We start from the raw sequence: 21832 nt of genomic DNA on the forward strand, positions 1-21832 counted from the left end.
CAAAGAAAATCGAGTTTGTCTACATTTTTTTATGGCTTGTACAATTTGGACGTTGATTTTCATTCGGCACGCGCTTTTCCCGCAGGAGTCTCGAACACCCGCTCCAATCAACTTTGTTTTACCTTTTAGATAGAGCCCTTTTGCCTAGAGTCTTTTTTGCTTTAAAATAAACGTATTAAAACTGAAGGGGATGAGGATGCTTTCTACAATGATTCTATTCAGCGAGATCAACTGGAGCCATGAAGCATTTGGTTCGCAAAATGGAGGCTGCCATGGACTTCTCTTTCATTTATGACATAGTGAAAGAGATGGATTCAGAGGTAGGACGCCCAAGTATTGATCCCGTTATTTTAGTTAAACTGACATTCATCCCAATAAACCTCCGGTATTCGTTCCATGCGTAAAACGATTGAAGAAATAGAAACAAATATGGCTTACCGCTGGTTCTTAGGCTACGATTTTCCAAGTTTATCATTGAACAATATTTACATACGCATCAAATATCGTTGTTACTATATGGTTTTTCTCTATAGGAAATTGTTGAGTCCACAAATAACCATATCAAAAACATATATACTTGTTAATAGTTCAGTTACTTTATCGTATTCAATGGAATGAAATAAATAAGACTCTTCTATTTCAGATTTTTTTCATCTATTTATTAATACCAGGTCCGCTTACTTCTTCATAAATAACTTTTAATTCTTCAATAGTAAGTGATTCTAAAAATTCCTTTAGTTCATCCATGTTAATGCCTCCTACTACAATAAAGAACATTTGTTCTTATTATAAACTCAAAAATATCACTAGTAAATAGTTAATTTTACTTTTAACACTAATAGAAGAATAATAGAATTCTTCATCAAATGTTTTCCAACCAAATTTTTTCTCATTGTTCCTACAAAACTGGAAAAGTACTTGAAAAAGCTAACTTTAATTTAAGGAGAGGGAATTATGTAGAAAAAGAAGGAAAGACAGAAAGGGAGAAACAAACAATGTTTTCGTCTCTTGATGGTCTACGAATAGCATTTTTAGACAGTATGAATCATAAACATTACATATACGAACTTGAAAAAGATATGGAGTTTAACTTGGACGACATGAATTACTTTTCAATTCAACAACTACTGAAAGTAAATGGGCTTTCATAGGAGATGCTCGATTAACTTACTTTTTTTCAGATGATGATATAAAGTTAAAAGAATTGGTCATTAATGAACCGATTAAATTAGGTTTGAATGATGAAGCATAAAGATTAAAAAGAATATAGCATAATCTTTATCCACTGGTAGCGTTGGTTCAAGATTACAAGTAGAGGCCCCATATTTAAGGTCCTCTTTTTCACTTCCATTTAGCGGCTTTGATCTTTAACTGAACCTTTCAAAAAAAGATAAATTGATTTCCAACCAATGGATGGAAATCAATTTATCTTAAAAATGGTATTTGGGGATGAAAAAAACTATTGGGTTTACAAAGTAAAACTATTGATTGAATCTTCCGCGCTGGCGAAGTAATTCACGGTTAAGTTTCGGATCTTTTTCAAATGCAGCGCGGCCGTGAAGCCAAAATATATTGTTGACAACAACTAGATCTCCAACAGGCAGTTCCAGTTCAAGTACGCTTTCATCGTTTTCTAAAGAACTGGATAAATCTCGTAAGTATTTGGCTTGTTCGATTGATTCAGGATAAACAAATTGATCGATAAAACATATACCAGGTTTGTTATTATGATTGAAGAAAGTCAATCTTTCAATTTCCTGATCAATGTTCTTGCTTTTTGGAGCCTTATACGTGAATTTTTGGCTGGATAATGGATGATTTACATACGTATCAAGCTCTTTCCAATCGTCTAAGTGCAATAAGCGTGATTCGCCACCTCGTGCATTTTGTTCGACCATCTTCATCATTAGTAACCAGTCCGTTGGTTCATCAACAAAGGTTCCGTCTGTATGAAGTGTAAATAAACGATAGGCCTGACGCAAATATGAATCACTGCTATCCGTGTCTTGAACACTAAAGCGGGCATAATATTTTCCTGACATGGCATCATGGTTTGGAGTTCCCAGCAAGTATGAAATGGCTGTCGCAAAAATGACATATTCATCTGTATTTTCCGTGACACCCTCCAAACCGAGGGTGAAGCCGCCGGATTCCCGATCATGAACGATGTTCCGAAGCACTTCACCAAAGTCTTCCCCCACTTGATCCAATAGATATGAAGCAATGATGATTCGTGCATATGGTGTATATTCCAAATGTTGAACAGACTGATTATCCTTCGATACAGTTTCTAAAAAAGCGGCAATTGCCTCTTTTGAAATTTCAATATGATATAAACGGCTGGATTGAGGGTGTACTTTCACCTCGTATTTTTCTGTTTTCCTTTCAAATTTAGCTCTCTTTTTTTCTGCAATGCTCATGAATAATTCCTCCTGTTATTTGTAATATAGTTGAGAAAGTTAACGGGAAATATAAAAAGCCAGTCGCACATGATTCCCAAATAAAATAGGAATCCAACTGTACAACTGGCTTATATTCACTTCACTGCTCTATGCAAATAGAGTCACAGCGAATATGCAGTTTATGTATGATTTATCTTTCCTGTTTCCAATCATTAAGATCTTTACACGTTTCTGAAAAGGTATTTTCCAAAAGGTGTTAATGTCATAATATTGGCTTAATTACATTAAAACGTTTTTTAGTAAAATTGTCAACATTTTTTACAAATTATTCTGAAAATCATATTACTAACTTGGTAGTTTCGTTTTTTCCCCAGCTTTAATTTGCTGAAAATGGAGATCCAGGTCCTTGAAGGCTGCAATCAATGCATTAGCTGCTTTCCCACGGTAATAAGATTGAATCGATTCTATCGCATCGTCAACACCATCATTTAAACTGATCCCTTTTAATAAACGCCCAATGAATTCCCGGCCATGCTCTGTTGCCAATGTACAAGAAGCTTCCAGGACAACCCCATATTTAGCATCGACCTCTGCAGTGATGGTCAATGTCTCAAAGACACTTTTCGCTGCCATCCCTTGAGGTAGACGTGCATGACCTGCAATGAAAATTGTTTTACCATTGAACATAAGACTTCTTCCCCTCTCTTAAAACGAATTTTATTTTGACAATGCAGCTTCCAATAAGTGTGATTGTTCCGGAATGCGGTTAACAACCTCTTTTCCAATTTCAATTGATGCTGTTGCTGCAGGCGACGGTGCATTACATACATGGATGGTCCGTTTCCCCATTATAATATGAAAATCATCCACCATATTACCATCATCCTGTAACGCCTGGGCCCGGACTCCCGCTGGTGCAGGGATTAAATCATCTTCTTGAATTTCCGGAATTAACTCCTGCAGGCTTTTCGTAAATTGCTTTTTACTAAAAGAACGGACATATTCATCCATTCCTTCCTTCATGAATTTACTAGCCAGCTTCCAAAAACCTTTATACCTTAAAACTTCAGTTAAATCTTTCGCATTGAAATCGGTTTTCTTATAACCTTCCCGTTTGAAACTTAGTACAGCGTTTGGACCGGCATCTACTTCCCCGCTAATCATCCGTGTAAAATGAACCCCCAGAAATGGAAATTTCGGGTTAGGTACCGGATAAATTAAATGATTGACTAGGAAGCGTTTTTCAGGCTTCAATTTAAAATACTCACCGCGAAACGGGACAATCTTCATATCAGTTTTATAACCCGCAGCTGCTGCGATACGGTCACTATGCAATCCTGCGCAATTAATGACCACCCTTGCCTTAATTGTTCCGTTGGTCGTGTCGATGATGACTTCATCTAAATTCTCGTCAATCTTCTCCACCTTTGTATTCAGCTTGATTTCACCGCCGTTGTCTCGGATGATATCCGCCATCTTTTCACTTACCTGACGATAATTGACGATGCCGGCTTGCGGGACGCGAATTGCACCAAGTCCTTTAACATGTGGTTCAATTTCGTTTAATTCATCCACACCGATCCTTTGTATAGCTAGTTCATTTTGCAAACCGCGTAAATATAAATCGTCTAGAAGGGGCAATTCTTCTGGTTTTGTTGCAACAATTACCTTTCCGCAAATATCATGTTCAATTCCATGCATACGGCAGAATTCCGTCATTGATTTGCTTCCTTGACGGGCAAACCGTGCCTTGAAACTGCCTGGTTTATAATAAATTCCTGAATGGATGACACCGCTGTTGTGCCCCGTTTGATGATCTGCAACAACAGCCTCTTTTTCAATGACTGCCACTTTAGCATTAGGAAAACGCTGATAAAGTGCCATTCCCGTCGATAATCCTACTATACCCCCACCAACAATTGCGAAATCATACACAATTAACACTCCTTTTATTGATGATTTTTAGTATTCAGTAACTCCATATAGGTAATTAAATTATTCTTCGTCCGTAAGATGTGAAATTCTACTGCTGCCCTTAGTTCTGCAGGATCCCCTCTTAGTGCCGCTTCATAAATCATTCGGTGTTCCCTTTGCGTTTCTGGGTAATAATCAATCAGCAAATTTGGCGCTATGGGTGAGATCCCCAGCGTTTCTACCATTTTTTGAACCCTTGGCCATGGGCACCCTTTTCGGAGGGTTTCATGAAAAGCCGAATTCAAAAGGATATAATGCTCATTCGTTTCATCGGATAACTGAATTCCTTCCATTTCAATCAAAATACCCTTTAATTTTTCTTTATCCTCCTTTGTTAAATAAGGAAGCGATTTTTCTACTGCAAGACCTTCTAGCAGAGATCTGGTATGATAAATTTCTTCAATATCATCCCTGGTAATCGGTGTGACGATTGCTCCTTTATGAGGAACCATTTCCACCAATCCCTCCATTTGAAGCTGTGTAAGGGCTTCACGAATGGGCATTCTGCTTACTTCTAGGCGGTCCGCCCACTCCTCTTGGATGAGTCGCTCCCCCTTTTTCAACGTCCCATTTAAAATCGCTTTCCTAAGGCTTTTAGTTACATTTTTAACGATTGTTGATTTATCTCTTTTTGAATGTGTATTATCCAATTCAGCGTCCACCTTTCGATATTGGATACAATTTTAACTATATCAGCTATATAAAGCGATTACAATACTGAAAATCAAATACATTGTATCCAATTAATAAAATACTGGATACAATGTATTTGGTGAATATCTAATTCATATCTGATGATAATTGGGACCACCCATTTAATATTTAACTATTTAAACAACTTTCTTTTGTTCAATCCACAAATTCCAAATCAAGGACTAAAGACATCTCCCAAAAATCACACTTGCACCAAAAGATTCTGGTCTTCTTTTTGAATATGAATGATATCATGGTTACAATATACAAAATTATACAAATTAAGGGTTGCTAGTTAATGAGTAAAGACGTCTGCATGATTAGCGCAATAAGAACTAATAATTTCTCCGATAAGGAGCTTTTAGAGAAAATCGGATTACTTTGAGGCAAAGCAAATGATCTTAATATTGAAATGATATATAGGTTATACCATCAGCAAGAGAGTAACTATCGTGGAGATTATACTTTAGCGGTAGCCACCGAAACCCCTGTATCGAATGAAAAATTTGTCATTTCCAGATCAAGAATACGCGGTATTTGAATGCTTAAAAGATGAATATTCCATAGGAGAAACTTGGAAAAGGTTATGGAGGTTGGAAGAAGGGAAAAATTGAATAGAAACTATAGTCCGGATTTTGAAAAGTATTATCCTGATGGAAAGCGGAAATACATATAATATCTTATCTAAAAGTGCCAACCGTGATAAAATCAAACAAATATAGTTATGATATGTTATATGTAAAATATGAAATTATCAAAAAGTCATTAGAAAAAGGAGAAAATATGGATGAAAGAAGTAATCGGGTGGAAAAATAGTGCTCGCGGGCATAAATTCATAGCTTCTTTTAGTGGGGGAAAGGATAGTGTCTTAGCCCTATATAAAGCAATGAAGATTGGAGAGGCGGTAGGACTGATCGTCATGTTGGAGGAAGAAGGAAAACGTTCCAGATCGCATGGAATGCCTCCGGACCTCATAGATGCCCAAGCCAAATCTATAGGTTTGCCTGTTTATACTGCAGCTGCCAGTTGGACTGATTATGAAAAAGTATTTATGGGCCTTTTAGGAAATGCTAAAGATCAAGGGGCTGAAGTGTTAGTAACTGGTGATTTGGATATGCCTGACCACGGCTGTTGGCATGATAAAGTTACGAAGAATGCTGGATTGAAGCTTGGGATGCCTTTATGGGAAATGAACCATCGTGAAGCTGTTGAAGAGTTCATGAATCTAGGATTTGTAACGATCATTGTAACCGTTAATTTATCATTGGGAATGCGAGAGGATGATTTAGGACGAAGGTTAACCCATGAATACGTGCACGAACTTGAAGTTCGCGGCATTGACCCATGCGGGGAAGGTGGAGAGTTTCATACCACAGTAATAGACGGGCCTATTTTTAAACAACCGATTCCTGTTCGTAAATGTGAGATTGTCAAGGACGGAAAATATGCTTTTTTACCTTTGGAGCTAAATCAGACGGCGGATAGGGATACATTTTAACTGAAACTAATTATCCATTTTCCTTGCAAGATTGTACTACCCCCAATTATTACATTTCCTTAGTAATTGGGGGCTGTTCATTTGATGGTAGGATACATTCTTAATACAAGTTAACATAATGTTATTATAGTAACCTAATTTTGAGGCCTCCATTCATTTCTGATAACGTTTGTTACATGATTTGTTCAAAGAGTGGAATAACAGTCTTTTTCTGATAAATCATTAAGTTGAGATAAGACTCTAACCCAACTCTTATAATTTTCAAAACTCTCAGAGGTCGATTTTCCTAATATAAGACGTATCCCATTCATATCTATCAAATTAATGTTTGCTCTGGAATGATAGCCTATTTAAGGGCTTAGATATCAAAAAAAATACCGAGTAATACAGGTATCGCACTTCGCCCTATTCAGTTAATAATAGAAATCCATTAGAGTTTCATCCATTAAATCCTGTGTGAGTCCTATGTAAATCATCGTATCTTTTGGATTGGAATGATTAAGGATTTGTTGCAGTAAAGCTATATCCTTGAATTTTTGGTAATGCAAATAGCCGAAGGTTTTTCGAAGGGTGTGTGTACCGACATCCGGAATGTCAGCCATTTCAGCTGCTTTGTTCAGGATCCGATAGGCCTGTACCCTAGTGATTGGACCATTACCCTTTCGACTTGGAAATAAATACTGTTCATTTTTCAGGTTCGATTTCCTGACATATTTCTTTACTTCCTTACGAAGTTGAGGATTGACAAGGAACCGCTTAATTTTATCAGTTTTTTGCTCCACAATGACTATATGCGTACCCTCAAGAATATCTTTCACTTTCAATTGTAATAGATCACCTATACGTAATCCGATGTTTATCCCAATTGAAAACATCATATAATCCCTGTAGCTGCAATATTTTAATAGTGACTTTTTCATCTTTTCTATGTGATCCAACCTACGTATCGGCTGGACATTTTTTATTCTTTGAGCGGTTGATTGCATGAATGGCCCATTCCCCTTTCCACTTCTTTCATTGTACGTGAACAGGTGAAAAAAAGGCAAGTTTTATAAATTTTCATACGCTTATAAACCTTGATTTAACGCGTTTTCGAATGTATCAATAGGAGTCCTTTGTTACATTCGGAATATTCTAGTAATATCATTCAGGAAACTTCAAAAAACTATTAACCTCCATTAACCGCTTATATAGCCTTCTAGAGCGATTTTAATACAATCAGGAATAAAGACTCAATGCATTTTAAACAATAGCGTTAAAACCCAAATATGAAGGCCGTTTTTTTGCTTTTTTTAGATTTTGTAGAACAATGTAAATCATCCTATCGATATTAATAATGATTTCCCTTTCTTTTTATTAATTATTCAGTTAGTTATCAATAATTATATTATGTAAACTAAATATATTTGATAAAGAGAAATTTATGCATACCCCCTTTATCAAATCCTACCGATTGATTAATGAATATAAAAACTGGCATCATCAATGATTTCTATTTCTTTGTAACTTTTCAGTTCATCCATTAACTGGAAAAGTGCTCCATCCTTTTCTTTAGCTTCAATCATGCAATCCAATTGTGGTAAACTTCCCTTTATTTGTTGCAAAAACTCCATGAACATTCCTGTATTCACAAAATCAGCATGTGCTCGAAATTCTTTATCGGACCTTGGACTTGAAATATGCATTTTAGGGGGGAGTTTGGAATTCCTCCAAGTATTCAATATTCGGTCCCAATGATTTATCCAATTTTCCCCAGGTAACTGATGTGCGAGGTAATGGTGATAATCAAAAACTATTGGAATTCCCATCTTCTCACATAAATAAAGGGTTTCCGACAAAGTAAAGGTAGTATCATCATTCTCAAGAATGATCATTCTTTGAATCGATTCAGGAATCAAACCCCAATTATGGATAAACTGCTCCAGAGCCTGTACACGGTCGTTATAACCTCCGCCAACATGCAGTACACAGCGATGCTCAAGATCCACTCCCATTCTTTTCAATAAAGTATAATGCATCCTTAATGTTTTTAATGATGTCTTCAATATATCAATATTTGAACTATTCAAGATGACGAAATGATCTGGGTGAAAGTCTATCCTTATTTTGGGGTGATCTGTAATGAATGTTTTTAATTTAGCAAGTTCTTCTGAAATAGGTTCTATGTAATCCCATTCTGGAATTTCTGGATGATTGGCTAAAGGGATAAGTTTAGAAGAAAGCCTAAAGAACTGAATATCATTTGCTTCGTTATGGATCAGTAAACGCCAACAATTATGAAGATTGGAAATTGAAATGCGTTCAAGCTTCCTTATCGCAGCATCTCTGTCCTTAATTTTCGAAAACTGAGCAAAAGTCATGGTTTGGGATGGTGAACAGTTCGGCACATGATTACTCATGGCTACATAACCAAGGCGGATTAATGTCAAAGTGGTAGCTCCTTAATGGTTTAATGTTTATTGGAAGCATTCCCCATTCTAACTAATATTATATATTGAAAGAATCCTTTACTCCAAGAAATTCAAAAATGGCATTTACCGAATGAATATCAGCAAAAGCCATTTTCCTACTTATCTCACGCTAGAATTTCATTTCTTTTTCCCCCTTACACTTCAGGGGTTGGTGTTGGTTTGGCATATCCACTTTTATATTTTTCATCGACTTTATTCCGGATATCTTTGATGCTCATACCATTATTCAAGTCCAATATCGATTGTGCAGCTATTTCTAAGCAAACTCCACATCTCGTCCCGTGGTCATCCCAAACCACTTCACCATTTTTTTTATTTTCATGGATGAAACAGTCGTAATTGTTTTTATGGTTAGCTGACTCCCCGCAACCGCAATAACAAGGTATTTTTTCTAGTAAATCTTTATTTTGAGCAACTGCTAAATAGATTGTCTTCATATCTTCTGGTTTTTCGGCTAAGAAATCCGGTGCTATTTCCTTACTGCTGGTCTCCTCCTGAAGATCTCCGGATACTGTATGTTCTGAATGTCCTTCATGACTGCTTTCATTTTGAACAACACTTTCCTCTTCACTTGAACAACCTGAAAGTACTAATGAAGAACAGATACCCAAAGTGATAATCATTAATTTAAACTTCATTTATACACTCCTTTATCATTTCATACTCCCATTTTATGTCGGGGAAGGAAATTCTACAAGCATAAGGTTCATCATAATGAGGATTGAAAATGACAAGTATCAAGTATCCAGACCACTTACTTAAATACGACTTCATGCATATTTTTAGAGCATTAACCACACTTTAAGAGAAAAGAATGAGGTGATATTATCGTGAGAATGCTACCATCTTTATTCATTTTGTTAGGTACGTATTTTCTTATTTTACTCCTTGACAACCTACAGGGCTTTGATATATTGCATTCCATCAATTGTATCAAACAATATTTGATAGTAGCTCGTGGGGAAGATCACTTTCTGCTCTTGTTGTTCACTATAATCTTTATATGTTTGACCATATTCTCAGCCATAAAAAACCGGCAGCCTCCCTCTTCATGAAACTGCTGGTTTCATTTTTTGTTGTATATATGCAGTCAGTAATAATAGGATGGGGATTCCAATGAGCAAAGGTAAGTGCAAAAGGTACGGGACGACTTTTAGCCCCTCATCAATATGAGCCTGATAACTAGGTGCAATCATGAGCGAAGATATGAAAATAACACCGCCAACCATATAAATGAATACTGGAGAGGGTTTGATATGAAATAGGTCGGTTGCTCCGATAATGGCACAAAAGAAAAAGACGGAAATTTTAATGAAGCCTAAAATGACCATGAGAATTAGAATGAGGGTATCCATCCTTTCAATGAAATCAGCAATATTAATATAACTGATTGCTGTAAGGGCTGGAAAGGTCGATCGTATCACAGCATCAGGACCTAGGACGCATAAAAGAATGATCGAATTAATGGTTAAATAGATTCCGCCTAATATAATCGCTGATAGGCCTGCCTTTATTGCATGACTCTTCTTATTCAAATAGGGAAGGATCATCGTAAAAGTAATCAATTCTCCAAAAGGTACGGTTATCCCAGTAGGAATCAACTCTTTCCATACTGATGCCCATCCGTTGCCTAAAACAGGCTGAAGGTTCTCCAGCTTTATATACCCTCCTAAAATGTACATAATATTCAGGATAAAAAGAGTCAAGATAATAATTCCAAAGCATAAGCATGCCACCCGTGCAAAAGCTTCCACACCTAGGTGAACTCCATAAATTAATACAAGTATCATGCATACCCCAAGTGTTATTATGGATGTCCGATTATAAGAGGAGCTAATTAATAATTCTTCAAAATCCCTTAACACTCTAGACGCAAGATATACAAAATAGATAACATAGCAAAAACTGAATATTCCTCCGATATATTTACCCCAAATTTCACGAATATAGCCGGTCATCGGTAAGTCAGGGTATTTCTTATATAATGAAATATACACAAAATACAATAAACAGCCGAAAAGCATTGATAAGAGAGTCACAATCCAGACATCCTGCTTGGCGCCTTTCCCTATATCCAGCAGTATATTACTGCCAAACATAAAAATGACCATCATGCAAAATAATTGAAATCCGTCAATTTTTATTTTAGGCATAGCATGCTCTCCACTTCTTTTATTTCGGCTCATAAGGTTCCATTCGCATTCCGGAATTAATTAACTCGACTTTAACCTTCATAGAAATCAACGCTTCCGAATATAAATCATACCAAATTTTTTTATTCTGACGCCAATAATCCGGGTTCGTCCGGGACAATGCATCTCCAAATCCGAAGATGTCTGACTTTTCTTTTTGCGTAATGCCAATTGTCTTTTTTATTTGCTTCTTTAATTCATTTTCCATTTTTTTTTCTAACTTTTTTAATACTTTGGGATCGCTTAATTTAAGTTCACATGATGTTTCCGACAATTCTCCCATCACACGGACATTAGTATGAATGATAGGTTTTTCATGATGGATTTTTGTTTCCATTTTACTTTTTACGCGAATTGTATTGATGGTCACATTGCCTCCTTCACAAGGTATCACAACTGGGGTCCTCTTCACTTTCGATGTAACGAATTGAGCAGCCCGGGCTGTTTCTCCATCCAACCATCTTACCAATCTCCCTTTTCTAAAAATGGCCAATCCTTTTACCTTAATGGTAGTCGGATTCGTCGTCTCTAAATTTCCTGTAAGCAACCCCTTCTTGGATTCATTATTTATACTGATTCCTGGAAGTGACACATCCTTACCTTCACTCAAAAGCGAGGAAATGATTTCATATGCTAGCACCACACTGGTTGCCCCATACATTTTTTGATTATTTTGTGTAGTGCTGATAATATTTTTACCTGGATTAATCTCAAGAGGCTCGATTATCCCGAGTACATCCTTAGCAGACTTCCCTCGTGCAATAAAGACTGGGATGCTTCCCCGCTCATGCTTTCCTCTATCTATACCATCAAATATTAAATCCAGTTCTTTTCTTGCTAACTCTTCACCAATAATAATGAGCGAAAGATGTGTGGAATTATTTTCTCTAGGGATAACAGAGGATGCCTTTCCAAGAGTTTCAACAAGTGTTCTTCCTGTTATTGTATAGTTGATGACAGAGAGACTCTGACCTCCAGTGGTACTGGTCTGTGATAGGCCGCTGGGGTTTATAACTTGATATGTTATTTGATACGGTTGTTTTGGATCATCATTTTGGTCAATTCCCATGGCAATTATCATTCCGAGATTATTTAATTCCCGATAATTTGAACATCCTGATATCAATAAGCAAATAGCTGCGATCCAAAATAGTGAGATATTAATTTTCATTTTTCGCCCCCAATCGTATTAAACCGCGTTTTTTATTTCCTTGATGATTTTTTCAAAAGTGATGGCAGAGGGAAACGAAAAAAACCATCTTTTTGCTCCTTGAAACGAAATGGAGCAAATGGTGCAAAGTATGGTACACCAATAGACCTTAGGCTGCTCATATGAAGCCAGATACATAAAGTGAAAAGCAATATGCCGTATAAGCCTATGAATGCTGAAATTAAAATCAACATAAATCGAATTCCACGTGTCACATTGACAAGACTGGTATTCGGCAGTGTAAAACTGCAGATTGCAGAAATGGCTACAATGATGACCACTGCTGCTCCCACAAATCCCGCTTCAACAGCTGCCTGTCCTAAAATGAGTGCTCCTACAATTGATACAGCCGGCCCGATCGCTCTTGGCATCCGAATACCTGCCTCACGCAAAATCTCAAAGGCCATTTCCATTACAAATATTTCGACAATCGCCGGGAAAGGAATATTTTCCCTTTGAGCCATCAGACTGACGATTAAAGTTGTAGGGATAAGCCCCTGGTGATGAGTAACCAGTGCCAAATAAATAGAGGACGCATACATCGATAGAAAAAAGGCTCCAAATCTTAATAGCCTTAAAAAGGAGCCGATATATTGATTTTGGTAATAGTCCTCAGGAGATTGAAAAAATTGAGAAAACACCGCTGGCACGATTAAAACAAAAGGAGTTCCTTGAATAATGATGGCAATTCGACCTTCTAATAAATTCCCAACTACCGCATCAGGACGTTCAGTATTCATAAGAAGGGGAAAAATGGTCGCTGAATCATCTCGGATTAATTCTTCAATGTAATTCGATTCAAGCACCCCATCAATATCAATGCCCTCTACTCGTTCTTTGACTTCCTTCACAATACTCTCATCCGCTATCCCCTGAATGAACATGATTCCAATATCCGTTTGAGTGATGCTTCCGACTTTCAAGCTCTCTAAACGCACATCAGGATTTTGAATCCTAGCACGAATTAGTGATGTATTGGTTCTTAAATTCTCAGTAAAACTATCTTTTGGTCCTCTTATGACTGTTTGGCTTGTCGGTTCAGTTATTGCCCGGGATGGCTGACTTTTCGTACTGGCGATAAATGCTTTTGTACTGCCATTCAACAATACGACCGTATCCCCTGCCAAAACCGCTGATATGAATTCCTGCCAACTTTCTTTAACGCTTAATTGAGATACCGTTAATATACGACTAGCCAGTTCTTCTAACTCTGTAGATATTTGGATATTTTCTTTAAACCATTGTATTAATGGGTCTACAATGTTTTCATTAATGATGTTAGAATCAGCCAGGCCGTCAAGGTGGATTACGGCTGCTTGTACCGATTTTTGGTGTGGAGATTCAATCATTCGGACAGACAAATCTGAACTGTGCCCGAGCTCGTTCATTAATTTCATTACATTTTCATTCACCTCGCAGGATAAGGTGCCATTGGTTGTAGGTTGTTCTTTCGCCCTTTTAAGAGAACGTCCTATTCTCACTTTTCCGCCTCTTTTTGATTAAGTGTGTGTGTTTGTTCGTTTCACAAATGATTGATTTTATTATTTGCATCTACTTTAAATATATGTAATAAAAGGCTATTGAGAAAAAATATTGATAATAATTTTCATTACCACAATTTCCACCGAAAAAAGCCGATGATTTCCTATTAGGGGGAATCATCAGCTTTAAAATATATCGTTCATAATTCAACTTCTTGGTTACAGGGTTTAGCTCAATATTCCGAATATGAACGTGCAAGTTACTTTATTTCTTGCTTTCAATAAAGTTAGCGGAATGGTTGCGGGCGAAACTCCTGCTCCCATCCAAAACCAGTTGTGTTTCGTTTTTTTCACTTCCGCTTTTACTGGGGAAGTTTGATCCGTATGATCTTCTGGAGATCGGCCATTCTATGTCAGCTGTTTCATTCGTTTTATGCAAATACTGATTCTCAGGTAATTGGTTGTTCTTTCTAAATCGCTTGTATCTTCTCCGATTCCTTTAAGGAAGGCCATCAGAAAAGTCATGGCTTGCAGGAGTTACTGGTATTTTGTAACCCCAGATGTTTTCATATTTCACTCGTACCTTTTCGTCCATTACTTTTTCAAAACCTGGCCAGGTATACCGTAGTTGCCTGTTAAAAGCAATAAATGGGAAATTACAGTGCATGTATCGCTTCCTACGCCATGCTGTGTTACGCCCATGGCCCAAAGCGATGCAACGCTCCCCGCTTCATGAATGGCTTCTGCAAGCGTAATTAAATCTTCTTTAGCTTACGCCTGTTAATTTTTCCGCATATTCCATTATGTAAGGTTCTAAAGCCTTGGTGTATTCCTCCATCCCATCTACACGATTTTTGATGAAGTCTTTATCTGCCCAATCTTTGTCGAAGATATATTTAGTCACGGCCTATAGCCATATGATATCCGATCCCAGAAGAGGTAGGAACGTTCAGCCATTTCATGCTTTCTGATGTCCGCCACTACCAGCTTCTGATTTGTAATATTGTTTGATTACGTTCCAGATTGGTCTCAACACCATTGATTTTTATACGCACTTTCTCTGGCAAAATAATCGCTCCCCTCTTAAAAAACGATAAAATCAACCATTTTACAATTTATCCCACTCGTGCAATTTTCCTTCCACTCCCTAAAGTAAATAAATGGAATATTACATTCGGCCAATTTCATATCAGAAAATGAACTAAAGTCGAAGTGAGACATAGAATTCACTCACTTCAACTTTAGTTCATTAATTAGAGATTGCTTTCAATACAAACGAACTTAAAGGGGAAACGGTTATCTGACTCCCTTTAATCCTTTCTATTTCGTCCAGGCCCGCCCGCTGGCCATCCACTAAAACGGACCAATCACCTTCGTGGGGAAGAGAAATGGCTATCGTGTTCCAATTTGCGTTATGAATCACTGCAATTTCAGTATCATAATGATGTTTTAAAGTGAATGCAACCGCATTCGGCGGAGCATCAATGAAATGTAAATGCTCCTCAATTTCTTCGGGTGTGCTTAACCTAAAAACAGAATGATTTTTCCTGAGTGAAATTAGTCCTTTCATATACTCCACTTCGCGATCTAATGCCGCTCTCCTTTTCCAATCCAACCGGTTTATCCAATCGGAAGATTGATAGCTATTTTCATCCCCATCCTTCGTACGCATGAACTCTTGACCAGCATGTATCATTGGAATTCCCTGTGACAGTAAGACAACGGCCGAAGCTAATTTATGCATTTGTTTCCGTACTTGTTCCGTCGCATCTGGATTAGTGATGAGTAGCTTATCCCATAAAGTATAATTATCATGTGCTTCAACATAATTGATCACTTGATCTGGTCTTTGATATGTTGCGATATCATCATCATATTTCAAACCACCAGTGATGCTTTTTTTTATAATTTCTTCCATTCCTGGTTTGCCATTCACGAATCCTTTATCATGTTCATTCATTACAAACCCTTTTAAACCATCACGGATCGCATCATTAAAGTGAGCGATTCCAGGCATTTTACAAGCATTCTTTTGATTTGCTTTCCGTTCTTGGGCCAGGGGGGTATTCATATCCCAGCCTTCGCCCAAAACAAGGAGGGTAGAATCAATTTCTGCCAGTTCCTTTTTCACTTCATTCATCGTTTCCACATCATGAATCCCCATTAAATCGAAACGGAAACCATCAAGGTTAAATTCCTTCGCCCAATAGGTTACGGATTCAACGATGAATTTTCGCATCATTTTACGTTCAGATGCCGTATCATTTCCTACACCAGTTCCATTGGATAAGGTGCCGTCAGCGTTATAGCGAAAAAAGTAAGTGGGAACGAGTTTATGGAAGTTTGAGTCCCCCACTGAATAAACGTGATTATATACAACATCCATGATTACTCGTAAACCGTGATCATGTAAACCTTGAATCATTTCCTTTAACTCCCGGATCCTGAGTTTTGGTTGATACGGATCAGTCGAATAAGAGCCTTCGGGAGCGTTATAATTCTGTGGATCATATCCCCAGTTATATTGCGGTTCATTCAATTTCATTTCATTAACTGTAGCAAAATCGAATATCGGAATAAACTGAACATGGGTAACACCTAGATCTTTAATATGATCAAGACCTGTTTTCGTTCCTTCTGGACCTTTGGTTCCGGCTTCAATTACTCCTAAGAATTTGCCTTTATGATGGATTCCGCTCTCAGGATGAATCGACAAATCCCGTGTATGCAATTCATAAATGATTATGTCTTCAGCTTTTTCTAGAGGTGGTTTATCCCGTGTCCACCTTTCAGGGTTCGTATCAGATAAATCTATCACAACTCCTTTATGACCATTAACAGTAACTGCACGTACATAAGGATCGACAGCTTCATTCCAGGTTTCTCCCACTCTCACTTTATATGTATAAATCAATCCATCCTGATCTCCGCTCAGCTCAATGGTCCAGGTCCCCCTTTCCGAACGAACCATCTGAATCTCCATTCCATCGGTATCCTCCCAATTATTATAAGTAACCAGCTTTGCTTCAGCTGCAAGTGGTGCCCATAACCGAAATGACGTTTTATCTTTGAGATAGGAATTTCCTAAATCTTTGCCTTCATAGAAATATAGTTCGTCCAATTCTGACGGGTTTATTGGATTAATATTTGCAATCGGTAGGGATTCCGACTGATTTTCTGTTTCATTATCCATAGGTTTTCGATTATTTTTATTTTCCTCTTCAAAATAAGAAAGTGAATCTTTAATAGGTCATTCCTCCATTACAATTCCCGTTTTAGAGCAGGAATTATTAATTTTTATAATCATGAGCGAATTTTCCTTATCATCTTTTGATTCCACAGGCAATACCCATCAAAACATTCTATCGGCAAACCATGTCGAAAATTCAGAAATCTATATTCAATAATCGAACGCTGCAGGTGTTTTAGTAGGACCTTCCCTATCCTTTTATAAAAAGTAATCCTAAAAAAGAAAAAAATGCCTCCATAACAGTTTTACGGTCTTGGAGGCATTTCTAGTACTCTTTATGGTGTTTTAATAATTTTCACAGAGGTATCCTCAACAATTGCAGTGAAGTTCTTAACTTCAGGCTGCTCAAAGATCAAGTCAGTGATACCGTCCTCGAGCTGTTCTTGAAGAACACGGCGGAGCGGTCTCGCCCCGAAAGCTGGGTGATATCCGAGTTCAATTAGCTTTTGTTTCGCTTCATTCGTCACATCTAAAGATATATCATTTGCGGCAAGTGTTTCGCCAAGCTCATGAATCATGATATCAACGATTTGTAGTAGATCTTCTTTCTTCAATGCCGAGAATTCAATGATGCTATCGAATCGGTTCAAAAATTCTGGTTTAAAAAAGCTGCCCAGAGATTGTAGGATTGAAGCCTCTTCCACGGCTGAACTTGTACCAAATCCCATTACTTTTTGTTTTTCACCGACTCCAGCATTACTCGTCATGATGATCACGGTATCTTTAAAAGTAACGGTCCGGCCTTGACTGTCGGTCAAGCGGCCATCTTCCATGATTTGCAAGAACATATTCATTACATCCGGATGTGCCTTTTCGATTTCATCCAATAAGATGATACTATAGGGCTTGCGGCGAACTTTTTCCGTCAATTGCCCAGCATCCTCATGTCCTACATATCCAGGAGGTGAGCCGATTAATTTCGAAACACTGTGTTTCTCCATGAATTCACTCATGTCAAGACGAATCATCGCTTCTTTGTCCCCGAACAATTCCTCAGCTAGAGTTTTCGCCAATTCGGTTTTACCGACTCCTGTCGGACCAACGAAAAGGAAAGAACCGGTAGGACGGTTTTTGGGTTTTAACCCGGCACGACTTCTTCGAACGGCCTTGGAAACCTTTTTGACTGCCTCTTCCTGTCCGATTACTTTTTTCATCAGCTCCTCTTGGAGATGAACCATTCTTTCTTGTTCATCTTCTTGAAGCTTACCTACAGGTATTCCAGTCTTTTGTTCGATGATACTTTGAATATCTTCAGCCATAACGGTTGGCTTAATTACACCTTCCCCAGCTTGCAAAGACTTTTCCAGTTTTTCTTCTTCATCTCGAAGAACCGCAGCTTTTTCATATGCTTCTTCTATTAAGGCCATTTCTTTTTCTTTATGAATTTGCGCCAGACGCTCTTTCATGTTTTCTACCTGGCCGTCTTCGATGGTCAAGTTCAACTTGGAACCAGCTTCATCCATCAAGTCAATTGCTTTGTCAGGCAGGAATCGGTCTTGAATATAGCGGTTCGAGAGTTCAACAGCCGCTTTTAGGGCCTCCTCACTATATGTTACACCATGATAAGATTCATAACTATTTTTTAAACCACGTAAGATGACCAATGCCTCAGCTGTTGTTGGCTCATTAACGTGTACAGGCTGGAAACGTCTTTCAAGGGCACCATCTTTTTCAATTTTCCTATATTCGGATAAGGTGGTTGCTCCGACAAGCTGAAGTTCGCCGCGTGCAAGTGCAGGCTTCAGGATATTCCCTGCATCCATTGATCCTTCGGCAGAACCCGCTCCCACAAGTTGATGAATTTCATCGATGAATAAAATGACATTTTTCCTTTCCTGCAATTCACTGATCAATTGCTTCATGCGTTCTTCGAATTGCCCTCTAATGCCTGTATTCGAAACAAGGGATGCTACATCAAGCATATATACAAGCTTATTACGTAGTTTAACAGGAACGGAACCTTCAACGATCGCTAAAGCAAGACCTTCAGCAATGGCTGTTTTGCCGACACCAGGTTCACCGATTAAAACTGGATTATTTTTATTGCGTCTATTTAGAACTTCAATGACGCGCTTGATTTCTTCATTTCTTCCAATAACCGGATCAATAAGTCCTGCTTTTGCAGCATCGGTCAAATTACGGCCATACTCCTCAAGCAATCCTCCGTCCTCACCATGTTCGGTTGAATCCGGTTTTGGAACATCATTATAATTAAATGGATTGAATGAATTTAAAGATCCGTTATATTGGAATTTCCCTATATCCATTCCGCCCATTGCTGCTCCAAGTTTGTTTCGCTCTTCTTTATAACAAGTGGAGCACAGTTTCACGTCATGCTCCTGACCATTCATATTTAGGTGAACTTGAACATTAGCTTGGTTTACATGGCATTTTTCACAAAGCATGTAGTACTCCTCCTTTAAAATTATTAATTGAAAATCTTTGACCTTCTTTGACTTTCTGACCTTATTATACCTTGACCTTCTTTGACTTTCAATGATTTTGTCTGGGAATTGTTAAAAATAAAAATTACCTGGGATTAGTTTGCTTAGCATATTAAACTATTCACTTTCAGTCAAATAAAAAGATTCTATGTATCTCTCTTAGTAATATATTCAGTTATTATTGATTACCAAGTTCAGGACTATCTCTATCTAAAACCTATTAACGAAACACCCATTCACCATTTTTCTGGAATAATCAGAGACCTAATCCATATGCCACTGCCACTCTTATTGTAAAAAAACCAAGAGACTTTATGAAGTCTCTTGGTTTTTTTTACAATAAAGTTGGTTTTCTTCTATTATATACGTTTTGCACCAATATACTTTGGCTTCCAATAACTATTATTGGTTTTAGCGTATGACACTCCTTTAGATGATGAAGAGTGTATGAATTCATTGTTTCCTATGTATATAGCCACATGTGTAGGTTTTTTCGCTTTATTTGGTGCAAAAAACATTAAGTCACCTTTTTGCAGGCTTTTAACTTTCTTTCCTTTTTTATATATGTCAGCAGCGGTTCTTGGTAAATTCTTACCAGCTTTTTGATATGAATACTTCACTAAACCGGAGCAATCAAAACCTGAAGAAGAAATACCACCCGTTTTATATTTTGTCCCTAATTCACTTTTAGCCACTTTAATCGCTTTTGTATGATAAGAAGCAGCTTCCACTTGATCCCCAGCAAAGGATGCGGTTACAAGGATGATAGCCAATGACAATCCGACGACAATTTTCTTAAACAAATTATTTTACCCCCTGATGTGATTTGCTAAACCTAATATACTAGAAAAGCTATATCATTCGCATCACAGGAACTTTACAAATATGTTACATTTAGTAGAAATAGGAAGAATGACCAGATAAAACTTAAAAAAAAGTCGAATCACGCGTTCAATATTCACTTAATTGGCAAAGCACTTTTACTTTTCCTCATAGAAAAAACAGTAGTAGGAAAACCACTGTCCAGTTTAACGTTATAAGAAGATTCGGAGTGCACTCACCCCGAACCATGATTTAAATGGAAATTTTATTATCCTTCATGTTTTTTTGTTTGATTATACGAATGAAACTCTCACTAGATTCTATAAATTTGCGACACTCCTACCTTATAACTGGTTACCAAGACCTCACAGGAGCTTGCTTTGATGCGGCTTGGCAGACAGTCGGCGGAAAGGGAGCGGATTTCTGAAATCAACTGGAACTTTTTTCAGAAGCAAAAATTGTAGGCAAACTGGCTCTTCTTCAATTTATCTATAGCCCAACAGCGGTAAAGAAATCACTGTCAAAATTCTTTTGAGAAAAATGGAAGAAATAACTTTACCCCACGTTTATTAAATGGTAAACATTTCAAATCTGCTATTAAATGACTTATGTATCCTAATATACAAGTAGTGAAAATTCCATCAATCCCCATAAAGGTTTCAAATTGAAAGGCAATGATTCCAAAGAAAGCGATACCTGCAATCGAATGGGTATAACTTCTATGTGGTGTAAAGGATGCCAGGATAATATAAACGCCTAACAGCCACAACCAGCTTTCCTTCATAGATAAACCGCCGCCTAAAACTGCTAATCCAGTCAAGGTCAGCATATGCCTTTGTGTAATGAATGATGAAATGATGATGGTTCCGATTCCTGCACCTGTACCAATCCACTTTTCCGCATCAGAGCCTTCCAAAAGACTATAAAAGATCATTAATATTCCTATCGTTTGTGCTATCGTTCGGATAAACTTATGGGAAAAAGTAATCCTATTACTTAGCTTCCCATCAATATCGATATCGGGCATTAGACCTGAAACTCCCCCAACGCCAACCAAGAATAAAGTGGTTGTTGGATCTGTTTGAAGTGTGTTTGCCGTTAAGAATCCAACTGTTGCCCCTAAAGCCATGTGTGCTGTACCGTTCACTGTCTCTCTCCTGTCCCTCTATGTAGTAATCACTGTTAGCAAGAAAACGAATGTTTGTTCGAATCCCTATATTCTAACTATACAATACTTTTGGGGAAATTTCTTTATTTCTTATAAAAAAGCCTAGTAATCATTATTTAGAGTAAATAATTCCCTTATTTTAAATTAATATCGATTCTTCTAGAGTGTCAATAATTGCTTTGTTTAAGTGATTTTCATCCCTAAACACCTGCAAAATATTTTTCTGT

16 protein-coding genes and 2 pseudogenes are annotated in these 21832 nt (G+C 37.5%); 3 read left to right on the top strand and 15 right to left on the bottom strand.

What is annotated here, in order from left to right; all coding sequences use genetic code 11:
• Window positions 1–245: 245 nt before the first annotated feature.
• Window positions 246–462: pseudogene (locus IOC57_RS12160) on the top strand (transposase); the annotation flags it as partial.
• Between the two features lie 1019 nt (window positions 463–1481).
• Here the strand turns inward: IOC57_RS12160 and glaH are convergent.
• The 4 genes from glaH to IOC57_RS12180 all read right to left on the bottom strand — a co-directional run bounded on the left by glaH (window position 1482) and on the right by IOC57_RS12180 (window position 5026).
• Window positions 1482–2420 (bottom strand): glutarate dioxygenase GlaH, encoded by a 939-nt coding sequence (gene glaH, locus IOC57_RS12165; protein ID WP_207438973.1) that lies wholly within the window; start codon window positions 2418–2420, stop codon window positions 1482–1484.
• A 327-nt stretch (window positions 2421–2747) separates the two neighbouring features.
• On the bottom strand, window positions 2748–3089 hold the full coding sequence (locus IOC57_RS12170; RefSeq protein ID WP_207438974.1) for a DUF3870 domain-containing protein: 342 nt from the start codon (window positions 3087–3089) through the stop codon (window positions 2748–2750).
• A gap of 30 nt (window positions 3090–3119) precedes the next feature.
• Window positions 3120–4337: an L-2-hydroxyglutarate oxidase gene (gene lhgO / locus IOC57_RS12175; RefSeq protein WP_207438975.1), complete on the bottom strand. Its 1218-nt coding sequence runs from the start codon at window positions 4335–4337 to the stop codon at window positions 3120–3122.
• A gap of 14 nt (window positions 4338–4351) precedes the next feature.
• Window positions 4352–5026 carry a GntR family transcriptional regulator gene (locus tag IOC57_RS12180; RefSeq protein WP_207438976.1) on the bottom strand — a complete coding sequence of 225 codons (675 nt, stop codon included), beginning with the start codon at window positions 5024–5026 and terminating at the stop codon, window positions 4352–4354.
• A gap of 830 nt (window positions 5027–5856) precedes the next feature.
• On the opposite strand from IOC57_RS12180, the gene IOC57_RS12185 reads away from it, so the two are divergent.
• Window positions 5857–6567, top strand: a complete 711-nt coding sequence (locus IOC57_RS12185; RefSeq protein ID WP_207438977.1) for a Dph6-related ATP pyrophosphatase — start codon at window positions 5857–5859, stop codon at window positions 6565–6567.
• Window positions 6568–6980: 413 nt separating this feature from the next.
• Here the strand turns inward: IOC57_RS12185 and IOC57_RS12190 are convergent, their stop codons facing one another.
• The 3 genes from IOC57_RS12190 to IOC57_RS12200 all read right to left on the bottom strand — a co-directional run bounded on the left by IOC57_RS12190 (window position 6981) and on the right by IOC57_RS12200 (window position 9676).
• Entirely contained in the window at window positions 6981–7553 is a 573-nt protein-coding gene (locus IOC57_RS12190) for a site-specific integrase (RefSeq protein ID WP_286184790.1), read from the bottom strand.
• Window positions 7554–8024: 471 nt separating this feature from the next.
• Window positions 8025–8996, bottom strand: coding sequence for a UV DNA damage repair endonuclease UvsE (gene uvsE / locus IOC57_RS12195; protein ID WP_207438978.1), 972 nt, complete (start codon window positions 8994–8996; stop codon window positions 8025–8027).
• Between the two features lie 176 nt (window positions 8997–9172).
• A complete protein-coding gene (locus IOC57_RS12200; RefSeq protein WP_207438979.1) occupies window positions 9173–9676 on the bottom strand; it encodes a PCYCGC motif-containing (lipo)protein in 504 nt (167 codons plus the stop codon).
• A gap of 198 nt (window positions 9677–9874) precedes the next feature.
• On the opposite strand from IOC57_RS12200, the gene IOC57_RS26745 reads away from it, so the two are divergent.
• Window positions 9875–10093, top strand: a complete 219-nt coding sequence (locus tag IOC57_RS26745; protein ID WP_483862050.1) for a YczF family membrane protein — start codon at window positions 9875–9877, stop codon at window positions 10091–10093.
• Here IOC57_RS26745 and IOC57_RS12205 read toward each other — a convergent pair.
• The 8 genes and pseudogenes from IOC57_RS12205 to IOC57_RS12240 all read right to left on the bottom strand — a co-directional run bounded on the left by IOC57_RS12205 (window position 10088) and on the right by IOC57_RS12240 (window position 21584).
• A complete protein-coding gene (locus IOC57_RS12205; protein WP_207438980.1) occupies window positions 10088–11191 on the bottom strand; it encodes a GerAB/ArcD/ProY family transporter in 1104 nt (367 codons plus the stop codon). The genes IOC57_RS26745 and IOC57_RS12205 overlap by 6 nt on opposite strands.
• 19 nt (window positions 11192–11210) lie before the next feature.
• A complete protein-coding gene (locus IOC57_RS12210) occupies window positions 11211–12401 on the bottom strand; it encodes a Ger(x)C family spore germination protein (protein WP_207438981.1) in 1191 nt (396 codons plus the stop codon).
• Window positions 12402–12433: 32 nt separating this feature from the next.
• On the bottom strand, window positions 12434–13921 hold the full coding sequence (locus IOC57_RS12215) for a spore germination protein (RefSeq protein ID WP_309487699.1): 1488 nt from the start codon (window positions 13919–13921) through the stop codon (window positions 12434–12436).
• Between the two features lie 766 nt (window positions 13922–14687).
• The gene (locus tag IOC57_RS12220; RefSeq protein ID WP_207438982.1) at window positions 14688–14825 is read right to left on the bottom strand and encodes a hypothetical protein; all 138 of its coding nucleotides are present in this window, start codon (window positions 14823–14825) and stop codon (window positions 14688–14690) included.
• Window positions 14826–15170: 345 nt separating this feature from the next.
• Window positions 15171–17057 (bottom strand): annotated as a pseudogene (pulA, locus tag IOC57_RS12225) (type I pullulanase); the annotation flags it as partial.
• A 389-nt stretch (window positions 17058–17446) separates the two neighbouring features.
• Window positions 17447–19576 carry an ATP-dependent Clp protease ATP-binding subunit gene (locus IOC57_RS12230; RefSeq protein WP_207438984.1) on the bottom strand — a complete coding sequence of 710 codons (2130 nt, stop codon included), beginning with the start codon at window positions 19574–19576 and terminating at the stop codon, window positions 17447–17449.
• Window positions 19577–19974: 398 nt separating this feature from the next.
• The gene (locus tag IOC57_RS12235) at window positions 19975–20418 is read right to left on the bottom strand and encodes a C40 family peptidase (protein ID WP_286184792.1); all 444 of its coding nucleotides are present in this window, start codon (window positions 20416–20418) and stop codon (window positions 19975–19977) included.
• Window positions 20419–20957: 539 nt separating this feature from the next.
• Window positions 20958–21584, bottom strand: coding sequence for a metal-dependent hydrolase (locus tag IOC57_RS12240; RefSeq protein ID WP_207438985.1), 627 nt, complete (start codon window positions 21582–21584; stop codon window positions 20958–20960).
• Window positions 21585–21832 lie beyond the last annotated feature (248 nt).

The sequence above is a fragment of the Bacillus sp. SD075 genome, from assembly GCF_017355165.1.
Lineage (GTDB): Bacteria > Bacillota > Bacilli > Bacillales > DSM-1321 > Peribacillus.

Excerpts from the sequence above, each read along its gene's own strand:
- IOC57_RS12170 (WP_207438974.1), bottom strand. The coding sequence starts at position 3,089 with ATGTTCAATGGTAAAACAATTTTCATTGCAGGTCATGCACGTCTACCT.
- IOC57_RS12230 (WP_207438984.1), bottom strand. The coding sequence starts at position 19,576 with ATGCTTTGTGAAAAATGCCATGTAAACCAAGCTAATGTTCAAGTTCAC.
- glaH (WP_207438973.1), bottom strand. The coding sequence starts at position 2,420 with ATGAGCATTGCAGAAAAAAAGAGAGCTAAATTTGAAAGGAAAACAGAA.
- IOC57_RS26745 (WP_483862050.1), top strand. The coding sequence starts at position 9,875 with ATGCTACCATCTTTATTCATTTTGTTAGGTACGTATTTTCTTATTTTA.
- IOC57_RS12210 (WP_207438981.1), bottom strand. The coding sequence starts at position 12,401 with ATGAAAATTAATATCTCACTATTTTGGATCGCAGCTATTTGCTTATTG.
- IOC57_RS12200 (WP_207438979.1), bottom strand. The coding sequence starts at position 9,676 with ATGAAGTTTAAATTAATGATTATCACTTTGGGTATCTGTTCTTCATTA.
- IOC57_RS12185 (WP_207438977.1), top strand. The coding sequence starts at position 5,857 with ATGAAAGAAGTAATCGGGTGGAAAAATAGTGCTCGCGGGCATAAATTC.
- IOC57_RS12205 (WP_207438980.1), bottom strand. The coding sequence starts at position 11,191 with ATGCCTAAAATAAAAATTGACGGATTTCAATTATTTTGCATGATGGTC.
- IOC57_RS12190 (WP_286184790.1), bottom strand. The coding sequence starts at position 7,553 with ATGCAATCAACCGCTCAAAGAATAAAAAATGTCCAGCCGATACGTAGG.